26 protein-coding genes and 1 tRNA gene are annotated in these 24,081 nt (G+C 68.3%); 9 read left to right on the forward strand and 18 right to left on the reverse strand.

All coding sequences use genetic code 11. The features are described from left to right. The first annotated feature begins 1 nt into the window (after position 1). Positions 2-1,024, forward strand: coding sequence for a DUF2804 domain-containing protein (locus CQ034_RS04985; protein ID WP_105710118.1), 1,023 nt, complete (start codon positions 2-4; stop codon positions 1,022-1,024). Here CQ034_RS04985 and CQ034_RS04990 read toward each other — a convergent pair. Then, entirely contained in the window at positions 1,011-2,081 is a 1,071-nt protein-coding gene (locus CQ034_RS04990; RefSeq protein WP_105710371.1) for an NAD(P)-binding domain-containing protein, read from the reverse strand. The genes CQ034_RS04985 and CQ034_RS04990 overlap by 14 nt on opposite strands. 137 nt (positions 2,082-2,218) lie before the next feature. Between CQ034_RS04990 and CQ034_RS04995 the strand changes: the two genes are divergently transcribed. From CQ034_RS04995 to CQ034_RS05020, 6 genes are all read left to right on the forward strand, one after another. Continuing rightward, a tRNA-Ala gene (locus CQ034_RS04995) sits at positions 2,219-2,291 on the forward strand. Positions 2,292-2,397: 106 nt separating this feature from the next. Further along, positions 2,398-2,859: an SRPBCC domain-containing protein gene (locus CQ034_RS05000; RefSeq protein ID WP_029261681.1), complete on the forward strand. Its 462-nt coding sequence runs from the start codon at positions 2,398-2,400 to the stop codon at positions 2,857-2,859. A 103-nt stretch (positions 2,860-2,962) separates the two neighbouring features. After that, positions 2,963-3,151, forward strand: a complete 189-nt coding sequence (locus CQ034_RS05005; RefSeq protein WP_029261680.1) for a hypothetical protein — start codon at positions 2,963-2,965, stop codon at positions 3,149-3,151. Positions 3,152-3,188: 37 nt separating this feature from the next. Next, positions 3,189-3,647, forward strand: a complete 459-nt coding sequence (locus CQ034_RS05010) for a DUF6153 family protein (RefSeq protein WP_181156212.1) — start codon at positions 3,189-3,191, stop codon at positions 3,645-3,647. 104 nt (positions 3,648-3,751) lie between these two features. Next, positions 3,752-4,339: a DUF305 domain-containing protein gene (locus CQ034_RS05015; RefSeq protein WP_029261678.1), complete on the forward strand. Its 588-nt coding sequence runs from the start codon at positions 3,752-3,754 to the stop codon at positions 4,337-4,339. A gap of 63 nt (positions 4,340-4,402) precedes the next feature. Continuing rightward, positions 4,403-5,020: a CueP family metal-binding protein gene (locus tag CQ034_RS05020; protein ID WP_105710120.1), complete on the forward strand. Its 618-nt coding sequence runs from the start codon at positions 4,403-4,405 to the stop codon at positions 5,018-5,020. A gap of 126 nt (positions 5,021-5,146) precedes the next feature. Here CQ034_RS05020 and CQ034_RS05025 read toward each other — a convergent pair whose 3' ends face one another. From CQ034_RS05025 to rplU, 11 genes are all read right to left on the reverse strand, one after another. Next, complete coding sequence (locus CQ034_RS05025; RefSeq protein ID WP_029261676.1) at positions 5,147-5,431, reverse strand: hypothetical protein; 285 nt, start codon at positions 5,429-5,431, stop codon at positions 5,147-5,149. A gap of 95 nt (positions 5,432-5,526) precedes the next feature. Then, positions 5,527-6,216 carry an SDR family oxidoreductase gene (locus CQ034_RS05030; protein WP_105710121.1) on the reverse strand — a complete coding sequence of 230 codons (690 nt, stop codon included), beginning with the start codon at positions 6,214-6,216 and terminating at the stop codon, positions 5,527-5,529. A gap of 1 nt (position 6,217) precedes the next feature. Next, positions 6,218-6,598 (reverse strand): ribosome silencing factor, encoded by a 381-nt coding sequence (gene rsfS, locus CQ034_RS05035; RefSeq protein WP_029261674.1) that lies wholly within the window; start codon positions 6,596-6,598, stop codon positions 6,218-6,220. Then, the gene (locus tag CQ034_RS05040) at positions 6,598-7,809 is read right to left on the reverse strand and encodes a hypothetical protein (protein ID WP_105710122.1); all 1,212 of its coding nucleotides are present in this window, start codon (positions 7,807-7,809) and stop codon (positions 6,598-6,600) included. The genes rsfS and CQ034_RS05040 overlap by 1 nt, the downstream gene beginning before the upstream one ends. After that, entirely contained in the window at positions 7,806-8,411 is a 606-nt protein-coding gene (gene nadD, locus CQ034_RS05045) for a nicotinate-nucleotide adenylyltransferase (protein ID WP_029261672.1), read from the reverse strand. Before nadD ends, CQ034_RS05040 begins: the two co-directional genes overlap by 4 nt. Before the next feature lie 6 nt (positions 8,412-8,417). Next, entirely contained in the window at positions 8,418-8,642 is a 225-nt protein-coding gene (locus CQ034_RS05050; RefSeq protein WP_029261671.1) for a hypothetical protein, read from the reverse strand. 67 nt (positions 8,643-8,709) lie between these two features. Continuing rightward, positions 8,710-9,963 carry a glutamate-5-semialdehyde dehydrogenase gene (locus CQ034_RS05055; RefSeq protein ID WP_105710123.1) on the reverse strand — a complete coding sequence of 418 codons (1,254 nt, stop codon included), beginning with the start codon at positions 9,961-9,963 and terminating at the stop codon, positions 8,710-8,712. A gap of 9 nt (positions 9,964-9,972) precedes the next feature. Continuing rightward, a complete protein-coding gene (proB, locus tag CQ034_RS05060) occupies positions 9,973-10,758 on the reverse strand; it encodes a glutamate 5-kinase (protein WP_029261669.1) in 786 nt (261 codons plus the stop codon). Then, positions 10,755-12,254, reverse strand: coding sequence for a GTPase ObgE (obgE, locus tag CQ034_RS05065; RefSeq protein ID WP_029261668.1), 1,500 nt, complete (start codon positions 12,252-12,254; stop codon positions 10,755-10,757). The genes proB and obgE overlap by 4 nt, the downstream gene beginning before the upstream one ends. Before the next feature lie 100 nt (positions 12,255-12,354). Next, a complete protein-coding gene (rpmA, locus tag CQ034_RS05070; RefSeq protein WP_028501603.1) occupies positions 12,355-12,612 on the reverse strand; it encodes a 50S ribosomal protein L27 in 258 nt (85 codons plus the stop codon). Between the two features lie 18 nt (positions 12,613-12,630). Continuing rightward, the gene (gene rplU, locus CQ034_RS05075) at positions 12,631-12,939 is read right to left on the reverse strand and encodes a 50S ribosomal protein L21 (RefSeq protein WP_028501602.1); all 309 of its coding nucleotides are present in this window, start codon (positions 12,937-12,939) and stop codon (positions 12,631-12,633) included. 247 nt (positions 12,940-13,186) lie between these two features. On the opposite strand from rplU, the gene CQ034_RS05080 reads away from it, so the two are divergent. Beyond that, positions 13,187-13,453 (forward strand): DUF4031 domain-containing protein, encoded by a 267-nt coding sequence (locus tag CQ034_RS05080; protein WP_029261667.1) that lies wholly within the window; start codon positions 13,187-13,189, stop codon positions 13,451-13,453. Here CQ034_RS05080 and CQ034_RS05085 read toward each other — a convergent pair. Then, positions 13,418-16,051 (reverse strand): Rne/Rng family ribonuclease, encoded by a 2,634-nt coding sequence (locus CQ034_RS05085; protein ID WP_258134060.1) that lies wholly within the window; start codon positions 16,049-16,051, stop codon positions 13,418-13,420. The genes CQ034_RS05080 and CQ034_RS05085 overlap by 36 nt on opposite strands. Positions 16,052-16,333: 282 nt before the next feature. On the opposite strand from CQ034_RS05085, the gene CQ034_RS05090 reads away from it, so the two are divergent. Then, a complete protein-coding gene (locus CQ034_RS05090) occupies positions 16,334-16,951 on the forward strand; it encodes a vitamin K epoxide reductase family protein (RefSeq protein WP_105710124.1) in 618 nt (205 codons plus the stop codon). A gap of 71 nt (positions 16,952-17,022) precedes the next feature. Here CQ034_RS05090 and ndk read toward each other — a convergent pair whose 3' ends face one another. From ndk to CQ034_RS05115, 5 genes are all read right to left on the reverse strand, one after another. Continuing rightward, positions 17,023-17,439, reverse strand: coding sequence for a nucleoside-diphosphate kinase (gene ndk, locus CQ034_RS05095; protein ID WP_029261664.1), 417 nt, complete (start codon positions 17,437-17,439; stop codon positions 17,023-17,025). A 1-nt stretch (position 17,440) separates the two neighbouring features. Further along, complete coding sequence (locus tag CQ034_RS05100; RefSeq protein ID WP_029261663.1) at positions 17,441-17,863, reverse strand: DUF4233 domain-containing protein; 423 nt, start codon at positions 17,861-17,863, stop codon at positions 17,441-17,443. Then, positions 17,851-19,203, reverse strand: coding sequence for a folylpolyglutamate synthase/dihydrofolate synthase family protein (locus CQ034_RS05105; protein ID WP_105710125.1), 1,353 nt, complete (start codon positions 19,201-19,203; stop codon positions 17,851-17,853). The genes CQ034_RS05100 and CQ034_RS05105 overlap by 13 nt, the downstream gene beginning before the upstream one ends. Beyond that, positions 19,200-22,580 carry an isoleucine--tRNA ligase gene (gene ileS / locus CQ034_RS05110; protein ID WP_105710126.1) on the reverse strand — a complete coding sequence of 1,127 codons (3,381 nt, stop codon included), beginning with the start codon at positions 22,578-22,580 and terminating at the stop codon, positions 19,200-19,202. Before ileS ends, CQ034_RS05105 begins: the two co-directional genes overlap by 4 nt. Positions 22,581-22,997: 417 nt before the next feature. Further along, positions 22,998-23,837: an endonuclease domain-containing protein gene (locus CQ034_RS05115; protein WP_258134061.1), complete on the reverse strand. Its 840-nt coding sequence runs from the start codon at positions 23,835-23,837 to the stop codon at positions 22,998-23,000. Positions 23,838-24,081 lie beyond the last annotated feature (244 nt).

Here is a 24,081-nt window from a genome sequence, read left to right on the forward strand (position 1 = left end):
GATGCCCACACCGCTGATCGAGCGCGAGATCACCGCGCCCGTCTCGCTCACGACTCCCGACGGGGCACTGAACCGCGATGCGCTCGGCTGGTCTCGAACGCCTCTGCACGACACATCCGGCATCCCCGGTCGAGGCCACTGGGGGCGCAACAAGCGCTGGGAGTACTGGAACGTGATGACGCCGTCGCACATCATCGCGTTCACCGTGTCGTGCGTCGACTACCTGGCGCTGCACGAGGTCTGGGTGCTCGACCGGGCGACCGGCGAGGACATCGGATCGACCGTGATCTCCCCCGGAGCGCGCACCGCGACACTGCCGCCATCGCTCGGGGAAGGCCCGGTGCGGGCCCGCACCCGCCGCATCACGCTCGACGTCGACGAGGTGTTCGACGGCACGCGCCTGCGGGGCACCGCTCCTCGCGTGTCGTTCGACCTGCTCGCCGCCAGGCCGCCCGAGCACGAGTCGCTCGGCGTGGTGGTGCCCTGGCGTCGTGGAGACGACATCCGCCGGTTCCAGTACACGGTGAAGGACGTGGCGCGGCCGACGACCGGCAGCATCGCCATCGACGGCACCGCCCACGACGTGCCGGTGGGCAGCTGGGCGGTGCTCGACCACGGACGCGGGCGCTGGCCGTATCAGGTGCAGTGGAACTGGGCCGCGGGTAGCGGCATCGTCGACGGCCGCACGATCGGGTTGCAGCTCGGCGCGAAGTGGACGGATGGCTCCGGTGCCACCGAGAACGCCCTGCTCGTCGACGGGCGCCTGTCGAAGATCAGCGAGGAACTCGTGTGGGACTACGACCCCGAGCAGTTCATGCGCCCCTGGCAGGTGCACGGTGCGACCGCCGACCTCACGTTCACACCGTTCTACGACAAGATGTCACGTACGAATGCGCTGGTCATCGCGAGTCGGACCGATCAGCTGTTCGGCGTCTGGTCGGGTTGGGTGCACGACGACACGGGTACGCCGGTGCGCGTCGACGGCATCGAGGGCTTCGCCGAAGAGGTGCTCAACCGCTGGTGACGCTCGCCCCGGCGGACCGCAGCGCGCGCTGCACACCTTTCGCCGCCGAACGCCCGGCACGATTGGCGCCGATCGTGCTCGCCGACGGCCCGTAACCGACCAGCTGCACCCGCGGGTCGGCGACCGCGGTCGTGCCGCGGCCGTTCCGGTCGAGCTGGATGCCGCCGGCCGCGCTGCGCAAGTGCAGGGGCGCCAGGTGGCTGATGGCCGGACGGAAACCCGTGGCCCAGAGGATGACGTCGACGTGCTCGAACCTGCCGTCGGCCCAGCGCACGCCGTCGGGCTCGATGCGCTCGAACATCGGGCGACGTGCGGCATAGGCGCCCAGACGCTCGGCTTCGCGTTCCTGCGGGCGCAGCATGAGTCCGGTGACGCTGACCACGCTCTCGGGAGGGAGTCCTGCGGCGACGCGCTGCTCGACCAGAGCGACCGCGGCCGCACCGGCTTCGGGCGTGAAGTCGTCGTTCCGCCACACGGGTTCCCGGCGGGTGGCCCAGAGCGTGTCGGTGATCGGGGCGAGGGCGCCGAGGAACTGCACCGCGGACGCCCCACCCCCGACAACGAGGACTCGTCTGCCGAGGAAGTGCTCGGGGCCGGGATAGTCGACCGTGTGCAGCTGCTCTCCGACGAAGGTCTCCATCCCGGGGTAGTGCGGGAGGAACGGATGCGACCACGTCCCCGTCGCGTTCACCAGCGTGCGGGTCGTCCACTCCCCCTCCCGCGCTCGCACGACAAGGAGTCCGTCTTCGTCCTCGACGCGTTCCACGTGCACCGGTCGGAGCACCGGGAGTGCATGCGTGCGCTCGTATGCCGCGAAGTAGTCGGGGACGGCCACGTTGGCACGGGCTCCGTCACGCGGCGGCGGCGTGTCGCCGGGCAACTCGGCGACACCGTGCACGTCGCGCATCGTCAGGGCGTCCCAGCGATGCTGCCAGGCGCCTCCAGGTCGCTCATCCGCGTCGAGGACGACGTGCGAGATGCCGAGCCGCGACAGGTGGAAGGACGCCGAGAGGCCGGCCTGCCCTGCGCCGATCACCAGACTGTCGAGGATGCTCACGAAGAACAGAACGCCCCGCCACTCCCGGTTGTTCCAGCCCGGTGACGACACTCCCGGGCGGCTGCCGCCGATTGGTGCTCGCGCGGATTCGTGTAGTACTCTTTTCAAGTTGCTCCGGCTTCTACGGAGCGGCATCTGGGCCTGTGGCGCAGCTGGTAGCGCACCTGCATGGCATGCAGGGGGTCAGGGGTTCGAGTCCCCTCAGGTCCACAACGAAACCCGCGAGAGATCGCGGGTTTTCTTGTTTTCCGGGGCCTTTCGAAGCTGCGATGATCACCGGGAGCGGCGGGGAACGTCGCCGTCATAGGCTGACGATATGAGCAGAACCGATCGCGCCAGTCTCCTCGTCCACGTCGGCCGCGACGAGACGTTCGCTGCCTTGACCAGCCGCGAAGCGCTGCTCACCTGGCTGCCTCCCCACGGGATGCACGGGCGGTTCGAACGCTTCGACATGCGTGAAGGCGGCTCGTATCGACTGGTTCTCACGTATGACGACCCCACCGACTCGCCGGGCAAGACCTCGGCCGACTCGGACGCCTCCGAGGTACGCGTCGCGCGGATCGTGCCGGGCGAGCTCATCGTGCAGGAGGTCGACTTCGACTCCGACGACCCGACGTTCCACGGCACTATGCGGATGGAGTGGCGTGTCCGCAGCGTGGCGGAGGGGACGGAGGTCGAGCTGACGGCCCGCGACGTGCCCGAGGGCGTCCGCGCCCGCGACCACGCGCAAGGACTGACATCGTCGCTGGCGAATCTCGCCGCGTATCTCGAGCCCTGATTCCCGGCGCCGTGGCTAGCGTGCGACTTCATGAGCGTCAACCCGGTTCATTCCGCACGCTCCAGGATCTAGCGTGAACGCACCTCGACGAAAGGATGCGATCATGTCGAACCCCATCATTCCTCCGGTCCCTCCCGTCCCCCACGATGACGATGCGGCCGACGTGCCCACCAGGGACGTCGACGGTGAGCGCGTCCTCGATCCGGATGTCGATGACGCTCTCGTCGACAGCGCCGAGGCCGATCGCGTCGCCGCGGGAGCGGACGAGGACGCAGACGCCACCGGGGTCTGAGCGGGCCGAGCCGCACCACCCCGCTTAGACTTACTCCATGGCACCGGTGGCGGCGACGCGGTTCGGAAGGAGCTCATCGAGCATCTTCCGGGGTGTGCTGTCGGGTGTGCTGCTCGTCGCCGCGGTCATCATCGGGCTGCTGGGCATGCACACTCTGAATCTGCACGGGACCGCAGCGGCCGATGCACCGGCTGCACTGACGCTGACCGCTGTCGAGTCCTCCTCGGCGCACCACGGCACAGCTCAGGCGCATCCAACCGGGAGCCCCGCAGGCGCGGCCGATATGTCCTGCGCGGGTTGCAGCAGCGATGATCACACCGGGGCGGCGATGATGTGCATGCTCGCCCTTCTGCTCGTGCTCGTCCTCCTCATCGCGCCCGGAGTTCTCCGCAGCTGGTCGGGCACTCTGTTCCGGTCCCCCCTCATCGAGATCCTCACGGCACGGGTCCTCCCCCGCGCCCCCTCGCTTCACGTTCTCTGCATCAGTCGCACCTGAGCGGCTGTCGAGCCCGCGCTCTCGCGCACGGCTCCACACCTCTCACACACTCGCGCGCCGCCGCCCGGCGTGTGCGCCACGACTATGCCTATTGGAGAACACCCATGAAGATTCGTGCTGCGGCCACAACCGCACTCGCCCTGTCTGCCGTCCTGCTCATGTCCGGCTGTACGACCGGCACCGATGACGGATCCATGCCTGGCATGGATCACGGCTCGTCGCCGTCCGCGGGCGTCGGTGATGCCGACGTCATGTTCGCCTCGATGATGATCGTCCACCACGAGCAGGCGATCGAGATGAGCGACATCGTGCTCGCAGCGAGCGGGATCGATCCCGCGGTGACCGAGCTCGCAGAGCGGATCAAGGCCGCTCAGGGCCCGGAGATCGAACAGCTCGAAGGCTGGCTGGACGAATGGGACGTCAGCTCCGATGACCGCGACGCGAGTGGGATGGATCACGGAGACGGAATGATGAGCGAGGACGACCTGACCGCGCTGCGGGACGCGGAAGGCACCGCGGCCTCTCGCCTCTTCCTCGAGCAGATGATCATGCACCACGAGGGTGCCGTCGAGATGGCGCAGGCGCAGGTCGACGAGGGCAGCGACCCGGAAGCAGTCGAACTCGCCCAGACGATCATCGACGCGCAGACGGACGAGATCCAGGAGATGAAGGACCTCCTCACCGCCCTCTGACCCGTTCGGCGGCCGGTGTCGGTGCGCCCGGCACCGGCCCCACTCCGTATGAAGGACCACGCCATGAACCACGACACGTCCACCCTTTTCACATTGCCTCGACGACGCAAGCTGTCCGCAGTGCTCGCCGCACTCGCCGTCGCCGGCATCGCCCTGCCCGGATGTACCGCGCCCACACCCGACGCCGACCCGGCGGCGGCGCAGGAGATCCTCGCATCGCATGAACTCGCCGGACTCGACGTCGGAGAGGTGATCGAACGACTCGAGGCGATGCCCGTCGCGGACCGACCGGATCGTCTGCTCGCGTCGGTGCAACCCGATGCTCTCGTGCTCCGCGACGAAAGCGGTCGGGAGAGCCGGCTGCCGATGCCCCGAGATACGGTGTACGTCTCGATCGCACCGTTCCGCGAGCACACGCACGAGTGCCACTTCCACAGCCTTACGACGTGCCTCGGTGAGCTCTCCGATACCGAAGTACGGGTCAGCGTCACCTCTGAAGACGGCAAGACACTCGTCGAGGAGACCCGGCCCACCGAGGACAACGGCTTCATCGGCATCTGGGTGCCCCGGGACATCGAGGCGACGCTGACCGTCGAGAGCGAGGGCCTCACGGGTACCGTGCCCCTGTCGACCACTTCGCCGGACGACCGTACCTGCATCACCGATCTGCAGCTGCTCTGACCGGACGCTGTTCCGATCGGACGCTGCTCGGACGACTGGCCGACGCAGCGAAACGCCCAGGGGACCCAGAAGCGCACCCCCTCGAGCATCGAGGGGGTGCGCTTCTGTACGGCGTGGTGGAGACGGTCAGGTCGCCATCAGCGGGGGGCGGTGAGGAATCGTGATCGGACGGGTCGCGCGGCTGGAACCACGCATCCGCTCGACGTCCTCGAGCACCTCGAACGCGGTTCCGTAGCGGGTGGCGAGCGGCAGGTCACGGAGCCAGGTCACCTCGACCTCGGTCTCGGCGAGCTCGTAGACGCAGGCGACCACGTGGCGCGGATCGTTGGGGGAGTATCGAAGGTCGTTGATGACCCATTCCGACGCGGTGATGCGATTCAACATGAAGCGCGGATCGGGGAGTTCAGACATGCGGGGGCCCTCCAGGACTCTCTCGAGAAGAGCTTGCGCCCTCAGCGCTCCGAGAAGAAGCCCCTTGACAGCACCTGCGGAGGATGCGGGTCGGCTCAGCGGCCGGGGCGCACCGTCAGGTCGGTGATCTGTGCGTCCCGCGGAAGGTCGAGCGCCGTGAGGATGGTCGTGACCACGGCCTCCGGTGTGGCGTAGCGTTCCGCGTCGTACGCCTGGCCCTCCTGCTGGTGCACGCGCTCTTGCATCGGCGTCGCCGTGCGGCCGGGGTAGATCGAGGTCACCCGCACTCCGTGCGGCGCCTCCTCGGCGCGCAGGGCGTCGGCGAGTGCCCTGAGCCCGTGCTTGGACGCCGCATATGCCGACCATCCGGCGTTGGCGCGCAGGCCGGCGCCGGAGTTCACGAACACCACCTGCCCCTGCGACACGCGCAGCACCGGAAGGAGAAGCCGGGTGAGCTCCGCCGGAGCGATGAGGTTGACGGCGAGCTGCTGCTCCCACAGCGCGGCCGGCAGATCAGCGACGTCGCCGAGGTCGACGACGCCGGCGACATGCACCAGCGAATCGATGCGGTCGGGCAGCTGCTGCTTCGAGAGCGCCCACGACAGTCGCCCCGGCTGCGCGAGGTCGCCGACGATGACGGACGCCCCGGGAAGGTCTTCCGCGATCTGCTTGGCCCGCCCTGCATCCCGAGCCATCGCCACGACGACGTCGCCACGGTCCAGCAACCGGCGGGCGAGAACCGACCCGATGCCGGAACCCGCACCGGTGATCAGGTGCGTGGTCATGTCAGCTGGCGTCTGCCGCAGGCTCGGCCACGTCGATCGGAACGATCGGGCAGTCCTTCCAGAGGCGCTCGAGCCCGTAGTAGACGCGCTCCTCCTGGTGGAAGACGTGCACGATCAGGTCGCCGAAGTCGAGCAGCACCCAGCGCGCCTCCGCCCGCCCCTCACGACGCACGCGCTTGTGACCGGACTCGATCAGGCGGTCCTCGATCTCGTCCGCGATCGCGGCGACGTTGCGCTCGCTGTTTCCCGTCACGAGCAGGAAGATGTCGACGAGCGGCAGCGGCTCGGAGACGTTGAGCGCGACGAGATCCTCACCGCCCTTGTCGATGGCGGCTTGGGCTGCGAGGCGCAGCATCTCTTCGGCAGTTTCAGGTGATTGCATCAGATCATTTTCGTGGTGAAGGCGATGACGAGAACGACGCCGATCGCGAGGGCGAGTCCGCCGGCGATGATGGCGAGGGTCACCATCAGTCGGTTCCCCTTCTCGGGGGCAGGAGGTCGGATGACCTCTCCGGCCGGCTTGATGGTGCTGACGGCCGCACTCGCGGCGATCGGCGTGGGCGAGGATGCCGGCGGCAGCTCGCCATCGATGAGAACGGCGTCGACGTCCTTGCCGTCGGTGGTGCCGAGCGCATGACCCTGCGAGCCCATGCCCTTCGGCAGCTCGTAGGAACCGGTGACGAGGATCTCTCCGGTCGACGCGACCGGGCCCGAGAGCGAGCCCTCCCCCGGCGACGGGGTGAAGATCAGCGCGTTGGGCGCGGAATGCTGTGACCCCGTCGAATCTCCCACGCCGATCAGCTCGTCGAACGATGGCCGGAAAGGCGTGTGCGCTTCGGGAGCGTCGGCGAGAAGGCCTTCTCCGAACGAAGAGTTGACGGTCGGACGCACGTCGTCGTCTTCATCGTCGTCGGCATCGTGCACGTCGGCGAGGACGTCACCGTCGGCAGCCTCGTCGCTGCCCTCGACGGGAAGTCCGAGCACCGCCTCGACATCGTCTTCGTCGACCGCGGCCTCTGCAGGGGTCTCGACGGCCTCGAGCGGGACGTCGCCGACCGTGTCGGCCGCGACTGCTGCGCTGACGGGGGCGACGGCGACCTCGTCATCCACATCGTCGTCCTCGTCATCGTCGACATCGACGGTCCGAGCGAAGTCCGGGACCCCGGAGACGAGCTCGACAGGGGCTTCTGCAGCGGCCACCGCGGGAGCTTCCTCCTGCTGCGGCGCCTCTTCTTCGACCTGCGCTGCGGCTGCTGCCTCGACCTCATCGGCGGGCTCGGCGGATGGCACCGCTTCCGCTTCTTCGGCACCGATCACGGAGACGGAACCGGTGCGGGCCTTCTCCTGCTCGCGAACCTGGCGACGGGTCAGCGGGGCATCGCCGTTCGCTTCGTCGGTTACGGCGACCGGCACCGGTGCCGGTTCGATCTGGACGGGTTCCGCGGCACGGGGCAGCGGGGGCGCGGGGGGAGCCGCCTCGGCCGCCGCGGCGGCCTCCTCGCTGGAGATGACCGGGGTCGATCCCGTCAACCGGATCTCCCGCAACTGCTTGCGCGTCAGCGGACCCTGCCCTTGCTGATCCGATGTACTCATGCCTTGCTCCGATACAGGTGATGCTTCGCGATGTACTGAACGACCCCATCAGGGACCAGGTACCAGACCGGCTGATCGTCACGAACGCGTTCGCGGCAGTCCGTCGACGAGATCGACAGCGCCGGCACCTCGAGTTGGCTGACGTTGTCGCTCGGGAGGCCGTCAGTGCTCAGGACATGTCCAGGACGTGAGACCGCGACGAAGTGGGCCAACTCCCACAACTCATCATGGTCCCTCCAACTGAGAATTTGCGCCACGGCGTCGGCTCCCGTGATGAAGAAGAGCTCGGCGTCGGGTCGATCCCGCTTCAGATCGCGCAGGGTGTCGATCGTGTAGGTGGGGCCTTCGCGATCGATGTCGACCCGGCTCACCGTGAACTGCGGGTTCGAGGCGGTCGCGATCACGGTCATCAGATAGCGATGCTCGCTCGGCGAGACACCCGACTTCTGCCACGGATGCCCGGTCGGCACGAAGACGACCTCGTCGAGGCCGAAAGAGTTCGCGACCTCGCTCGCTGCGACCAGGTGGCCATGGTGGATGGGGTCGAACGTGCCGCCCATCACGCCGATGCGCGGGGGGCGCGTGGTCGCAGCGTCGTTCATGCGGGCCTAGTGGCCGTGTCCCGCCTCGTGGCCGTCTTTTCCGTGCTGCGCAGCCCATGCCTCGGCCTTCGCCGAGTGACGGTTGGCGACGTTCTTGTACGAGAACGTCACGAGGCCGAGCGCGCCGAACACGATCGCGGCGATGACCCCGAAGATCAGCGTCTCGAGCGCGACGTTGCCGTGGTGCTCGGTTTCGGCAGCGGCCATCGCGATCTGTGCGACGAGGTTCATCCTGGCTCCGTTTCGTGGCGTGCTGTTCGGGATCCTGCGGGGGTTACAGCGTCCCCCAGTCTAGCCCTCAGCCGCGCGTCTGCCCCGACCCACGCGCGAGCCATTTCGTGCTGGTCAGCTCGGAGAGCCCCATCGGTCCCCGCGCATGCAGCTTCTGGGTGGAGATGCCGACCTCCGCACCGAACCCGAACTCGCCTCCGTCGGTGAATCGCGTGGACGCGTTCACCATGACCACAGCCGAGTCCACCTCGGCGAGGAACCGCTCGGCATTGCGCGAATCCGTCGTGATGATCGACTCGGTGTGCCCCGTGCTGTACCGACGGATGTGCGCGAGGGCCTCGTCGAGCGAGTCGACGACCTTCATCGCGATGTCGAGGCTCAGATACTCGGTCTCCCAGTCCTCCTCGGTGGCGGGGATCACGTTCGACATGAGCCCCACGACCATGTCGTCGCCGTGGATCGCGACACCCTCGCTCTCGAGAGCACTGGCCACCAGCGGCACGAGACGCGGCGCGGCCTGACGGTGGACGAGGACCGTCTCGACGGCGTTGCACACGCTCGGACGCTGCACCTTGGCATTCACGACGATATCGCGCGCCCAGTCGTCGGGGGCGGTCTCGTCGAGGAAGATGTGGACGTTGCCCGCCCCGGTCTCGATGACGGGCACGGTCGACTCCGTCACCACGGTCTCGATGAGGCCCGCACTCCCCCGCGGGATCAGCACATCGATGAAGCCGCGACCGTGCATGAGCGCCTTCGCGCCGTCGCGGCCGAAGTCGTCGACGGTCTGGATCGCCTCCGCCGTGAGTCCGGCGCCCTCGACCGCCGCGCGCATGATGTCCACGAGCACGGCGTTGGACTCGTAGGCGGCGCTGCCACCGCGCAGCACCACGGCGTTGCCCGATCGCAACGCGAGCGCGGCGATGTCGACGGTCACGTTGGGCCGGGCTTCGTAGATCGCACCGACCACACCGAAGGGGACCCGCACCTGCTCGAGCGCCACGCCGTTGGGCATGCGGTGACCGCCGACCACGCGCCCGACGGGGTCCGGGAGAGCGGCGACCTCGCGGACGGCGGCAGCCAGAGCCGCGACCCGCTTCTCGTCGAGTCGCAGCCGATCGATCAGGGACTCACCGATGCCGTCCTGCTGACCGCGCGAGATGTCACGACCGTTCGCCTCGATGATGCGCGGCGCGTCCGCCAGAAGCGCGAGAGCGATCGCTTCGAGCACACGAACCTTGTCAGCGCTGGTCAGGGCCGCGGTGGCGCGGGAGGCCTCTTTGGTGCGCTCCAGGCGCGCCTGCGGGGTCTGGTCGGTCATCCGTCCAGTTTATGAGGTGGCGGGTTCGAACCAGGTTCCTATTTCGGCGCCGGAGAGCGCCTTGTCCACCAGATCTGCGCTGGTGACGAGCACGCCGATGCCGGACGCCGCGGCCAGGCGCGCCGCCGAGACCTTGGTCGCCGCTCCGCCGGTGCCGACGCTGTTGACCACCGTCGCACCGAATTCGAGCCCGGTGAGATCGGCGTCGGGGGCGACGATGTCGATCGGCTCCGCACCCGGATCCGTCGGCGGCTTCGTGTACAGCGACTCGATGTCGCTCAGGAGGATGAGCGCGTCGGCCTCGATCAGCTGCGCGACCAGGGCGCCCAGACGATCGTTGTCTCCGAACCGGATCTCCTGCGTCGCGACCGTGTCGTTCTCGTTGACGATCGGCAGAGTCCGCAGACCGAGAAGTCGCTCCATCGCACGCCGTGCGTTCGAGCGTGAGGTGGGATGCTCCAGGTCGCCGGTGGTGAGGAGGACTTGACCGGCGACGATGTCGAACGGGCGAAGCGATTCCTGATACCGGTACATGAGGATGTTCTGCCCCACGGCCGCCGCCGCCTGCTGGGTGGCGAGGTCGTTCGGCCGCGAGTCCAGACGCAGGAACGGGATCCCGGACGCGATCGCGCCGGAGGACACCAGCACGACCTCGGCCCCGCGTGCGTGCGCTGCGGCGAGGGCCTCGACGATCACAGGGATGCGCCACGACGACTCGCCGCTGATCGAGGACGAACCGACCTTGACGACGATTCGCGAGGCGGTCGCCAGATCAGCGCGGGTGCGTGCGGTCACTCGCCGTCCTCGCGGTACGCGGCCAGGCGCTGGGTCTCCACCTCAGCACGAGCCTCAGCCTTGGCATCCATGCGCTCGTAGTACTGCTCGCGGCGCTCCGACGTCGTCCGGCGCGAGTTGGGCGCCAGTCGGGGGTCGGTACCACGGGGAGCGCTCATGAGCTCTGCCGCCGAGGTCATCGTGGGTTCCCAGTCGAAGACGATGCTGTCGCCCTCGCCGATCACGACGGTCGACCCCTGCACCGCACCGAGGCGGAAGAGTTCGTCCTCGACGCCGAGCTTCTCGAGGCGATCCGCGAGGTAGCCCACAGCCTCTTCGTTCTGGAAGTCGGTCTGCTGAACCCAACGCACCGGCTTCTCTCCCATGATCCGGTAGACGTTGCCGTAGGTGCCACCCTCGACGCGGATGGTGAAGCCCTTCTTGGAGCCACGCGGGCGGATGACGACGCGCTCCGGCGGCGTCTCCAGCGCGGCTTCGGCGCGGGCCTTCTCGACGAGCTCGCCCAGCGCGAACGTCAGCGGACGCAGCCCCTCGTGCGAGACCGTGGAGATCTCGAACACACGGAAGCCGCGCGCTTCGAGATCGGGGCGCACCAGTTCGGCGAGGTCGCGCGCCTCGGGCACGTCGATCTTGTTCAGTGCGACGAACTGCGGGCGCTCGAGGAGAGGGGTCTGCCCCTCGGGCACCTCGTAGGCGCCGAGCTCGGCGAGGATGACATCGAGGTCGGAGATCGGGTCGCGCCCGGGCTCGAGGGTGGCGCAGTCGAGGACGTGCAGCAGGGCGGAGCAGCGCTCGACATGGCGGAGGAACTCGAGTCCGAGGCCGCGCCCCTCGCTCGCGCCCTCGATGAGGCCGGGCACGTCGGCGACCGTGTAGCGGAAGTCTCCGACCTGCACGACGCCGAGGTTGGGGTGCAGGGTGGTGAACGGGTAGTCGGCGATCTTGGGCCGAGCGGCCGAGATCGCGCCGATCAGACTCGACTTGCCGGCAGACGGGTAGCCGACGAGCGCGATGTCGGCGACGGTCTTCAGCTCGAGGACGACGTCGCCCTCGTATCCGGGCGTACCCAGAAGTGCGAAGCCGGGAGCCTTGCGCTTCGGAGTGGCGAGGGCGGCGTTGCCGAGCCCGCCCATCCCGCCCTTGGCGACGACGAACCGCTCGCCGGGGATGATCATGTCGATCAGGACCTCGCCCGCGGTGTTCTTCACCACGGTGCCCACCGGCACCGGCAGTTCGAGCGTCTCGCCGAGAAAACCGGAGCGGTGGTCGCCCATGCCGGGGCCGCCGTTGCCCGAGGAACGGTGCGGAGAGTGGTGGTACGAGAGCAGCGTGCCGGTCTGCGGGTCGGCGACGAGCACGATGTCGCCGCCGTCGCCGCCGTTGCCCCCGTCGGGGCCGCCCAGCGGCTTGAACTTCTCGCGGTGCACGGAGACGCAACCGCCGCCGCCCTTACCCGCACGCAGGTGCAGTGTGACGGTGTCGACGAACGTGACCATGTGCGGGTTCCCCTGGGTTCCTGTTTATGACGGTGTGCAGATACACGGACGGGGCGAGCCGAAGCCCGCCCCGAACCGGATGACTAGTGTCGTGCTGAGATCACTCAGCTGCAGCGACGATGTTGACGACCTTGCGGCCGCCCTTCGCTCCGAACTGGACCGCACCGGCGGCCAGAGCGAACAGCGTGTCGTCGCCACCACGGCCGACGTTGACGCCGGGGTGGAAGTGCGTGCCGCGCTGGCGGACGATGATCTCGCCGGCGAGGACCTGCTGACCGCCGAAGCGCTTCACGCCGAGGCGCTGAGCGTTGGAGTCACGACCGTTACGGGTGGAGCTTGCGCCCTTTTTATGTGCCATGTCCTAGTCCCCTCTGGCTTACTTGATGCCGGTGATCTTGACGCGCGTGAGCTCCTGACGGTGGCCCTGGCGCTTCTTGTAACCGGTCTTGTTCTTGTACTTCTGGATGATGATCTTCGGGCCGCGGAGGTTGCCGATGACCTCAGCCGTGACCTTGACCTTCGCCAGCGAGTCAGCGTCGGTGGTCACCGTGGCGCCGTCGACGAGCAGCACTGCGGCCAGCTCGATCTTCTCGCCCTGGGCAGCCTTGACACGGTCGAGCTGAACGATCGTGCCGACCTCGACCTTCTCCTGCCGCCCACCGGCGCGCACTACTGCGTAAACCACTTCATACCTGTTTCGTTGGGGAGCTCGCGGCTCCGAGATCTCACGGGAAGACTGTTGCTTGCATGCACCGTGGAACGGCGGGCGCGAACGCAAGACTCTCCGCTTCGACCGACGAGGACGACGCGGCATACGCACCAAGGGACTACTTTACCGGATGCGGGTCGGTGTCGCAAAGCGGGGCCGCTCCCGCTCCCCCGCGTGTCGCTCCCCCGGCCGCCAACGCCGGGAGCGGTCGTAGGCTGACGAGGTGACCGTACTCGTCGACGACCCCCTCTGGCCCGCCCACGGACGCCTGTGGGCGCACCTGGTCAGCGACGAGAGCCTCGACGAACTGCACACCTTCGCGAAGGCGAACGACGTGCCGGCGCGCGCCTTCGACCTCGACCATTACGACGTGCCGGAGGAGATGATCCCCCGGCTCGTCATCGCCGGCGCCCGCCCGGTCAAGGGCAAGGAGCTGGTGCGACGCCTGATCGCCTCAGGACTCCGAGTCCGCGGCCGCGACCGGCGCTGACGGCTCGTTGTTCACCGACACCGGGGTGCCGGTGAGTGCAGCAGTGCTCACCCGACGGCGACCTCGGCCCTGACCCGGAGCCTTCGGCTCCGGAAGGGCGTCGAGAACCGAGTCGAGCAGCTGCTCCGCCGGCGACTTCGGTGCCGAACGATCGCCACCGCGCTTCTTGCGGGCCTTCTTGGGCCGTTCGGCCGCCGTCGGCGCCTCGGACGCTGCCGGGGTGGTCTCCGCCTCTGCAGCGCCTTCCGCGGCCGGAACGATGGTGGAGGCCGCGATCTGAGCCAGCGCCGACTTGGCACCCTCGGTGATGCTGTGGGTCACGCTCGGAGCCGCAGGCGCGTTCTGACTCTGGCCGTTACCGCCGTTGTTTCCGTTGCCGCCGCGCTGACGACGACCGCTCTGGCCGTTGCCGTTGCTGCTGCCGCCGTTGTTGCTGGAGCGGTGCTTCACGACCGGATCGTGATGCACGATGACACCGCGGCCGGCGCAGACCTCGCAGGCCTCGCTGAAGGTCTCGAGGAGTCCGAGGCCGAGCTTCTTGCGGGTCATCTGCACGAGCCCGAGCGAGGTGACCTCGGCGACCTGGTGCTTCGTCCGGTCGCGGCTCAGGCATTCGATCAGACGGCGGAGCACGAGGTCACGGTTGGACTCGAGCACCATGTCGATGAAGTCGACGACGATGATGCCGCCGATGTCGCGCAGTCGCAGCTGGCGGACGATCTCCTCCGCGGCCTCGAGGTTGTTCTTGGTGACCGTCTCCTCGAGGTTTCCGCCGGAGCCGACGAACTTTCCGGTGTTGACGTCGACGACGGTCATCGCCTCGGTACGGTCGATCACGAGCGAACCGCCCGACGGGAGCCAGACCTTGCGGTCGAGGGCCTTCTCGATCTGCTCCGTGATGCGGAACGCGTCGAACGGGTCGGCCTCCTCCTCGTATGCCTCGACACGCTCGAGCAGGTCGGGCGCGACGCTCTCCAGGTAGGCGCGGATGGTCTGCTGCGCGTCCTCACCCTGGATCAGCATCTTGGTGAAGTCCTCGTTGAAGACGTCGCGGACGATCTTCACGAGCAGGTCGGGCTCTGCATGCAGGAGGGCAGGTGCCTGCTGGTTCTCGACCTGCTTCTGGACGTGCTCCCACTGCGCGGTGAGGCGCTGCACATCGCGCGTGAGCTGGTCCTCGGTCGCGCCCTCGGCCGCAGTGCGCACGATCACGCCGGACGACTCGGGGAGGACCTCCTTGAGGATCCGCTTGAGTCGCGCACGCTCGTTGTCGGGAAGCTTGCGGCTGATGCCGTTCATCGAGCCGCCGGGCACGTAGACCAGGTAGCGGCCGGGAAGGGAGATCTGGCTGGTGAGGCGGGCGCCCTTGTGTCCGACCGGGTCCTTGGTGACCTGCACGAGCACGCGATCGCCGGGCTTGAGCGCGAGCTCGATGCGCCGCGGCTGGTTGCCGGTCTCCACGCCGTCCCAGTCGACCTCGCCGGAGTACAGCACGGCGTTGCGGCCACGGCCGATGTCGACGAACGCGGCCTCCATGCTCGGCAGCACGTTCTGGACGCGGCCGAGGTACACGTTGCCGATCAGCGAGGCGTCCTGGTTGCGGGCGACGTAGTGCTCGACGAGGACGCCGTCCTCGAGGACGCCGATCTGGGTGCGACCGTTCTTCGAGCGCACGACCATCTTGCGGTCGACGGACTCGCGACGCGCGAGGAACTCGGCCTCGGTGACGACCGGACGGCGGCGACCCGCGTCGCGTCCGTCGCGGCGACGCTGCTTCTTCGCCTCGAGCCGGGTGGAACCCTTGATGGCCTTCGGCTCGGTGATGTACTCCACGACGCGCTGACGCTGACGCGGCTCTTCACGCTGGTCGTCCCCGTCGGATCCGCCACGGCGACGGCCACGACCGCGGCCACGACCCGACGACTCGTCCTGCGACTGCTCGCGCTCGGCGATGCGGTCGAAGATGCGCTCTCCGCGGTCGGGCCGTGCGGGCAGCGGGGTGATCTCGGGCGCGTAGAAGTGCAGTTGCGTGGAGACCTGCGACACGAAGACCTCGGGCAGCAGACCGAGCGACACGGCGGTCACCACGGCCGGGGCCTCGGGAGCAGCCGGAGCCTTCTCGGCGACAGGCGCCTCGACGGTGGAATCCTCGGCAGCGGTCTCAGTGACGGCCGCTCCTTCGGCCGGAGCGTCGGGGACAGCGCTCTCCTCGACGATCGCCTCGACGTCGGCATCCGAGCGAACCACGGCATCGCCGCTCTCCGCCGCAGCGTCTGCCTCGACCTCGGATCCCGAAGCGTCAGCAGCCTCGGCAGCGATCACCGCGGCCGCCTCGTCGTCGGCAGCGGCATCCGCGGCGGCACCCGCCGCAGCGTCGTCCGCAGCGGCGGCTGCGTCTTCGGCGGCCGCGTAACCGGCGGCGACATCATCGGCGGCAGCGTCGGCCGCGACCTCTGCGGCATCCGATGCGGCGTCGTCCTCGTTCGCCGGCCCTTTCGGGTCGTCGGCGTCGGGAGCAGTGGGCTCCGTCAGCGGCTCCGCGGCGTCAGCCCGGAAGTCGAGGGTAGGTACGTTGTTGTCATTGTTCTCATCGGCCATCTCTGGCTTACTCCCTGCACGGGGCACTGGTGCTCCGTGAAATCTCATGCGGTACCCGCGGGTTCCGCGAACTCACTCGGTGTGCGACCGGCTCATGGCTCTGATCACGTGGGGCATGGGGCCCCGAAGTCTGCGTCGGCACGTGTCGCGGCAAGGCCGTTCATCGTGTCACAGGCCATTATCGCACCAAGTGGGTCCGTTCACGGCATCCCATCGAGACCAGCGCGTTTTGTCCGGCCTGTTCTCGCCACATCCATAGCCATCGCAGGGATAATCCTCAGTATGAGCGAGCAGCGCACCCGCCCCGTCGTCTACGCCGTCTGGCTGATCATCGCGAGCGTGATCGGGTGGTTCGCCGCCTTCCAGCTCCTCACCGAGAAGCTCGCCAAGCTCGAGAATCCCGACGCGGTGTCCAACTGCTACGTGAGCGTGATGATCCAGTGCGACGTCAACCTCAACTCGTGGCAGGGCGAGGTCTTCGGCTTCGCGAACCCGATCATCGGCCTCACACTGTGGATGGCGCCGCTGGTCGTCGGCGTGGCGCTGCTCGCCGGCGCGCGCTTCCCCCGTTGGTTCTGGCTGGCTTTCGGTGCCGGGATCACGTTCGCGTTCGGCTTCGTCGTCTGGCTCATCAGCCAGAGCCTGTACGCGCCGAACCTCGGTGTGTTGTGCCCGTGGTGCATGGCCACGTGGGCGGTCACCATCCCGACCTTCTTCGCGACCATGGTGCATCTCACCCGCAACGGCACGTTCACGAGCAGCGAGCGGGCGCAGGAGCGCGCGAACCGGCTGATGCCCTGGGTGCCACTCGCGACGATCCTCGCCTACGCGTTGATCATCCTGCTCGTCCAGCTGCGCGGCCTCGACCTCCTCGGCGAGGTCATCGGCATGATCTTCTGATCTACCGCACGCAAAGACGAACCCGCCGCCGATCCTCGGATCGACGGCGGGTTTTCTCTCTGTCTCGGATCTCAGTCGAACCAGATGCCGAGCTCACGTGCGGCCGACTCGGGGCTGTCCGAGCCGTGCACCAGGTTCTGCTGCACCTTGAGGCCCCAGTCGCGGCCGAAGTCACCCCGGATCGTGCCGGGCGCGGCCGTGGTCGGGTCGGTCGTGCCGGCGAGCGAGCGGAAGCCCTCGATCACACGGTTGCCCGCGAGACGGATGGCGACCGACGGTCCCGAGAGCATGAACTCGAGCAGCGGCTCGTAGAACGGCTTTCCCTCGTGCTCGGCGTAGTGCTCGGCGAGCAGATCGCGGTCGGGCTCGACGAGGCGGATGTCGACGAGGGCGTACCCCTTCGCCTCGATGCGGGCGAGGATCGTCCCGGTGAGGCCGCGGGCGACACCATCGGGCTTGACGAGGACGAGGGTTTCTTCGGTGGCCATGTCATTCACTCTCTGTCTGAGTCTCGGTCGTGGGCTCGGCGGGGCGTCGTGCGTCCAATCGGGCCCCTCCGATGGTCGCATACGCCCACATGCCGCCGAAAATCAGGACGACGAGCAGGATGGCCGGAACGAAGAACGCCGACAGTGCGACGATGGCCTGGACGACCCACCCGGCCGTGAGGGCCCAGGGCTTCGTGATCATTCCGGCGATCGCGATGCAGGCGATCGCGAGGACTGCACCGCCGACGATCCCCCACCACTGCTCGATGCCGGCAGGAAGCTGACGCAGGCCGAAGATCGTGAGTCCGACGAGGAACACCACGATCGCCTCGAACCCGAGCACGATGGGCGCGAGCTTCTGCACGAGTGTCCTCGGCGGGCGAGGCGCGCGTGCGGGAGCGGCATCCGCGTTCACGCGCGCCACCCCGACTTCCAGTCCTCTTCCTCGGCAAGGGCGATCGCCTCACCGGCGAGCACGACCGAGCCGGCGATCACGACGGCGCGGCGATCGGATGCGGCCGCCCACTCGCGCGCCGCGTCGGCAGCGTCGGAGAGGGAGTGATGCACGGTCGCCCGCTGACCCGCCTGCTCGACGAGGTCGGCGATCGCGTCGGCGTCGCTCGCGCGATCCGAGTCCGGCGCCGTGGCGAAAACGTGCGCGACGGCGGGAGCGAGTCGGCCGACGATGCCTGCGGCGTCCTTGTCGTCGAGCACACCGAGCACGAGGCCCCACTCGTCGAAGTCGAAGCTGTCGTCCAGCGCCTGGGCGAGGGCCGTGGCTCCATGGGGATTGTGCGCGGCGTCGACGATCACGGTGGGCGCGATCCCGAGCAGCTGGAGCCGTCCGGGAGACGTCGTGCCCTGGAGTCCATCGGAGATGATGTCGCCCGCGATCGCCTGGGTCGCCCCGCCGATGAGCGACTCGACGGCGGCGACGGCGAGTGCGGCGTTGTGGCCCTGGTGGGCTCCGTACAGCGGCAGGTACTCCTCGGCGTACTCCCCCGCGAGTCCGCGGATCGTGAGCAGCTGGCCGCCGACGGCGAGCTTCTGCTCCGTGATGCCGAACTCCTCGCCCTCGAAGGCGATGGTCGCGTTGCGCTCCGCCGCCACGCGACGCAGCACCTCGGCGGCCTCGGGAGGCTGCTGGGCGGAGACGACCGCCGCGCCCTCCTTGATGATGCCCGCCTTGACCTCCGCGATCTCGGCGATCGTGTCGCCGAGCCGATCCGCATGGTCGATGTCGATCGGTGCGAACACCGCGACGTCGCCTTCGGCCGTGTTCGTGGAGTCCCACTCCCCGCCCATGCCGACCTCGAGCACCAGCACATCCACCGGCGCATCCGCCACGGCGACGAACGCCAGGACCGTCAGTAGTTCGAAGAAGGTCAGCGGCGCATCCCCCGCGGCCTCGAACTCGGCATCGACGATGTCGACGAAGGGCTCGATCTCATCCCACGCGTCAGCGATCGCCTCGTCGGCGATCGGCTCGCCGTCGATCATGATGCGCTCCGTGAAACGCTCCAGGTGCGGGCTGGTGAACAGCCCCGTGCGCAGATCGTGGGCACGCAGGAGGCTCTCGATCATGCGCGCCGTCGAGGTCTTGCCGTTCGTGCCCGTGATGTGGATCACGCGGTAGGTGCGCTGCGGGTCGTCCAGGAAGGCGAGGATGCGCGCGGTGCGCTCCTTGCGCGGCTGCACCCAGCGCTCCCCCGCACGGCTCAGCAGCGCCTCGTAGACGGCGTCCGCTCGTTCCCTCTCCCTCATGCTCCGGCCTTTCCGCTCGCGACCGCAGTCGCATCGATCGTCACGATCACCGGGGCCTTCGTCGCACCGAGCGCACGCGCTCCCGAGCGGAAGACGCCGTCGCCGGGGCTCGTGACCTCATCGACCAGGGCCTCGAGGTCGTCGGTCGGCTGCACGGCGAAGGCGACCGCGAGCGTCTCAGCAGCGATCAGCTCTGCATGGGCCTCCAGCGCGGCGGCGTCGTCGGGCGACGCGTTCAGTGCCAGGACGATGCGGTCGCTGACGTCGAGACCCGCATTCTTCCGCGCCTCCTGGACCACGCGGATCGCGTCGCGGGCGAGCCCCTCGGCCTCGAGCTGCGGCGTGGTCTGCGTGTCGAGCAGCACGAACCCGCCCGAGGGAACGATCGCCAGCGCCTCGCCGTCCGGACGCCCGGTGGTCTCCAGCGCGAGGTCGTACTCGGCGGGCTCCAGGGCGATCCCACCCGCGGTGACGACCCCTCCCTCCTCGGACCAGTCCCCCGCCTTGGCCGCCTTGATCACGGTCTGCACGTTCTTGCCGAGACGCGGACCCGCGGCACGCGCATTCACGCTCAGGCGGTGCGTGATGCCGTATTCGGCGGCGGTCGAGTCCTGCAGGGCGACGAGCTCGACCGACTTGACGTTGAGCTCCTCGCGCAGGATGTCCTCGAACTGCCCCAGCGTTCCGGCCAGCGGCGACACGACGGTCAGACGCGCCAGCGGGAGTCGCACGCGCAGCTTCTCCTTCTTGCGCAGCGCATTGCCGACGCTCGAGAGCTCGCGCACCGCATCCATCGCGTCGCGGATCTCGTCGGCGGCCGGGAACTGCGTGTCATCCGGCCAGTCGGTCAGGTGCACACTGCGCCCGCCGGTGAGGCCCTGCCACACGCGCTCGCTGATCAGCGGCACGAGCGGTGCCGCGACGCGGGTGAGCGTCTCGAGCACCGTGTACAGCGTGTCGAATGCCTCGCGGCTCTTCGGGTCCTCGGTGACACCGACCCAGAAGCGGTCGCGCGAGCGACGGATGTACCAGTTCGTCAGCACCTCGGCGAAGTCGCGCAGGCGCGCCGATGCCGTGGTCGAATCGAGCCCTTCCAGGTCCGCTCGAACCTCGCGCACGAGGTCACCGAGGCGAGCCAGGATGTAGCGGTCGAGCACATCCGTGGAATCCGTGCGCCATTCGGCCTCGTAGCCGTCGACACCGGACGCGTTCGCGTAGGTGGCGAAGAAGTACCAGGAGTTCCACAGCGGCAGCAGGAACTCGCGGACGCCGGAGCGGATGCCCTCTTCGGTCACCGCGAGGTTGCCGCCGCGCAGCACGGAGCTCGACATCAGGAACCAGCGCATCGCGTCGGAGCCGTCGCGATCAAGCACCTCGGAAACGTCCGGGTAATTGCGCAGCGACTTCGACATCTTGTACCCGTCGCTGCCCAGCACGATGCCGTGGCAGCTGACACCGGTGAACGCCGGGCGGTCGAACAACGCCGTCGACAGCACGTGCATGACGTAGAACCAGCCGCGGGTCTGACCGATGTACTCGACGATGAAGTCCGCCGGCGCGTGCGAGTCGAACCACTCCTGGTTCTCGAACGGGTAGTGCACCTGGGCGTAGGGCATCGAACCCGAGTCGAACCACACGTCGAAGACGTCTTCGATCCGTCGCATCGTGCTCTTGCCCGTGGGGTCGTCGGGGTTCGGGCGCGTCAGGTCGTCGATGTACGGGCGGTGCAGGTCGATCTCGCCCTCGGGGTTGCGCGGCATCGTGCCGAAGTCGCGCTCCAGATCCTCGAGCGAGCCGTAGGCGTCGACGCGCGGGTACTCCGGGTCGTCGCTCTTCCAGATCGGGATCGGCGAACCCCAATAGCGGTTGCGGCTGATCGACCAGTCGCGCGCCCCCTCGAGCCACTTGCCGAACTGACCGTGCTTCACGTTCTCCGGCACCCAGGTGACCTGCTCGTTGTTCGCGAGCATGTCGTCCTTGATGTCCGTCACGCGGATGAACCAGCTCGACACGGCCTTGTAGATCAGGGGATTCCGGCAGCGCCAGCAGTGCGGGTACGAGTGCTCGTAGCTCTGCAGACGGATCAGACGACCGTTCTCGCGGATCAGGCGCACCAGCGGCGTGTTCGCGTCCATCCACAGCTGACCCGCCACATCGGTGACGTTCGGGAGGAACTTCCCGCCGTCGTCGAGAGACAGGATCGTGGGGATACCGGCCGCGCCCGCGACCCGCTGGTCGTCCTCACCGTAGGCCGGGGCCTGGTGGACGATGCCGGTGCCGTCGCTGACCGTGACGTAGTCGTCGACCAGGATGCGCCAGGCGTTCTCGGTGCCGTACGTCTCGGTGTCGGCGTAGTAGTCGAACAGACGGTCGTAGGTGACGTCCTGCAGCTCGGCGCCGCGGACGGTGGCGTCGACCGCGGCGAGCGCCTCCTCCGCACTCTCGTATCCGAGGTCCTTCGCGTATCCGCCGACGAGCTCACGGGCGAGCAGGTAGCGATGCGTGGACGACTCGATCGCGGCGTCCGTGGTCCCGGCGACCTGATGCACGTCGGCCGCGCCGAGGGGACCGGCCGGCAGCACGACGTACTCGATCTCCGGCCCCACGGCGAGTGCGACGTTTGTCGGCAACGTCCAGGGCGTGGTCGTCCAGGCGAGGGCGCGCACTCCCGTGAGCCCGAGCGACTCGGCCTTGGCCCCGGTCAACGGGAAGGTCACCGTGACGGAGGGGTCCTGACGCATCTGGTACACGTCGTCGTCCATGCGCAGCTCGTGGGCGCTGAGCGGGGTCTCATCACGCCAGCAGTACGGCAGCACGCGGTAGCCCTCGTAGGCGAGGCCCTTGTCGTACAGCGTCTTGAACGCCCAGAGCACGCTCTCCATGTACCCGAGGTCGAGCGTCTTGTAGCCGCGATCGAAGTCGACCCAGCGCGCCTGGCGGGTGACGTAGTCCTGCCACTCGTGCGTGTAGGCGAGCACGGAGCTCTTCGCCTTCGCGTTGAAGACGTCGATGCCCATCTCCTCGATCTCGGCCTTCTCGGTGATGCCGAGCTGCTTCATCGCCTCGAGCTCGGCGGGAAGTCCGTGCGTGTCCCAGCCGAAGACCCGGTCGACCTTGTGGCCGGTCATGGTCTGGAAGCGCGGGAACACGTCCTTGGCGTACCCGGTGAGGAGGTGGCCGTAGTGCGGCAGGCCGTTCGCGAACGGCGGGCCGTCGTAGAACACCCACTCCGGCGATCCCTCACGCTGCTCGATCGAGGCGCGGAAGGTGTCGTCGTCCTTCCAGAACGCGAGCACCTCCTCCTCGATCTGCGGGAAGCGGGGGCTGGGCGCGACGGAATCGGCGGCGGGGCCGAAGGAGGAACGGGGGTAAGTCATCGTGTCTCGCAGTGGTCGTCGTGGCGGATGCTCCTGCGAGGACGACCCTCACGGACCGCGGTACCACCTCGCGTGCCACGCCTTGCGACGCGACCACTCTCACTGCGGCTGTGACGGGCCTGCCCCGCTCGGTTCTAGTGAGCACACCCCGAGGGATGCGCCGTTCTTCCGAGAGCTCCCCGGTGATGCCGGATCGATGCTCGTCCCTCCAGTGTACGCGGGTCCCGCGCGGTGGGCCGCCCTGCGCTTCCCGCGCTTCCCGCCGTCCTGCGCTTCCGCGGACTTTCGCGCTTCCCGCGGCCTTTCGCGCTTCCCGCGGTCGAAATCGAGGAGATTGGCCGAACAAAAGACGAAAGGCCGAGGGAGCGACGCCTCCGAATACCGACAGGCCCCGTGCCCCGTGCACGTCTCGGCGACTCAGGCCTCGTGCATCCCCTGCGCGACGGCGCGCATGATCAGGTCCTGCACTGCTGGCCACTCGAACATCATCTGAGAGTACGAGACTCGGATGACGTGGTATCCCCCGAGCTTCAACACAGCGTCATGCCGGATGTCTTCACTGCGCTGTGCACCGACATGATGCCCACCGTCGATCTGGATGACGAGGCGGCTGCCGATCAGAGCGTCGACACGGTGACCTGCGATCCAGATCTGAGCGCGCACGGGCACCCGGAGCCAGCGGAGCCGCTCGCGGAGGTACGTCTCCAATCCCGCATCCGAGAAGGGCGTGGCGGTCGCCAGAACTCGACGAGCGGCTGGTCTCCAGGGAAGGCCCCTCAGGTCCTCGATCTTCACAAGCGATCTGTTCAATGCGGACTCCCACGTGGCGAGCGCCTGCTCAAACGGTTCGCACTCGGCGATGTGCGCCAGCACGTTCTCTACCGGATCGACCAACGCGTCAGGGTGACGCGGGATGACCGGTGCTCCCCAGTGCACTTTGGCTCGGAGGTCGCGCCGACTCGCAGAGTTCGTCCCGACGGCGACGTGCGGGACACCGTTCGGGTCATGCACCCAGAGCCCGAGGCGGCCGGCCTGAGTCCGACAGGTGAGTACCACCCCGTGTCGGGCTGCGCCCAGCAGGAGCGGGTCTGCCGTGGGCGAGGCGAGCCATCCACGTCGAGGACGGGTGATGGCTCCGGCTCTGAGCGCAGCTTCCACTGCCGTCCTGCCGAACCCGAGATCAGCGACGCGTCCGGACCGCACGATACCGCCGAGGTCGACGATTCGCTCCGTGAGTCCCTCCGCCGTTCGCCGCACCCGTCCAGTGTGAAGCTGTGATGCTCCGTCGCCGAGCGCGAAAACGCCATCTGTGCACCGCTGTGCGCTTCCAGGTCGGGTGGAGGACAAGTCGCGGTCGCATGTCTTCAGGTATTTCGCGCTCCGCTCGGCCGAAATCCGTGCGGGTGGCCGCGCCGAGCGCAGAAGGCCGGGGCGACTGTGAGTCGACAGCCTGCAGCGCCCGGCAGGAAGTCGGAGCGTGCGACTCGGGTGTGAATCTGCG

This window comes from Microbacterium sp. MYb45 (assembly GCF_002979655.1).
Taxonomy (GTDB): domain Bacteria; phylum Actinomycetota; class Actinomycetes; order Actinomycetales; family Microbacteriaceae; genus Microbacterium.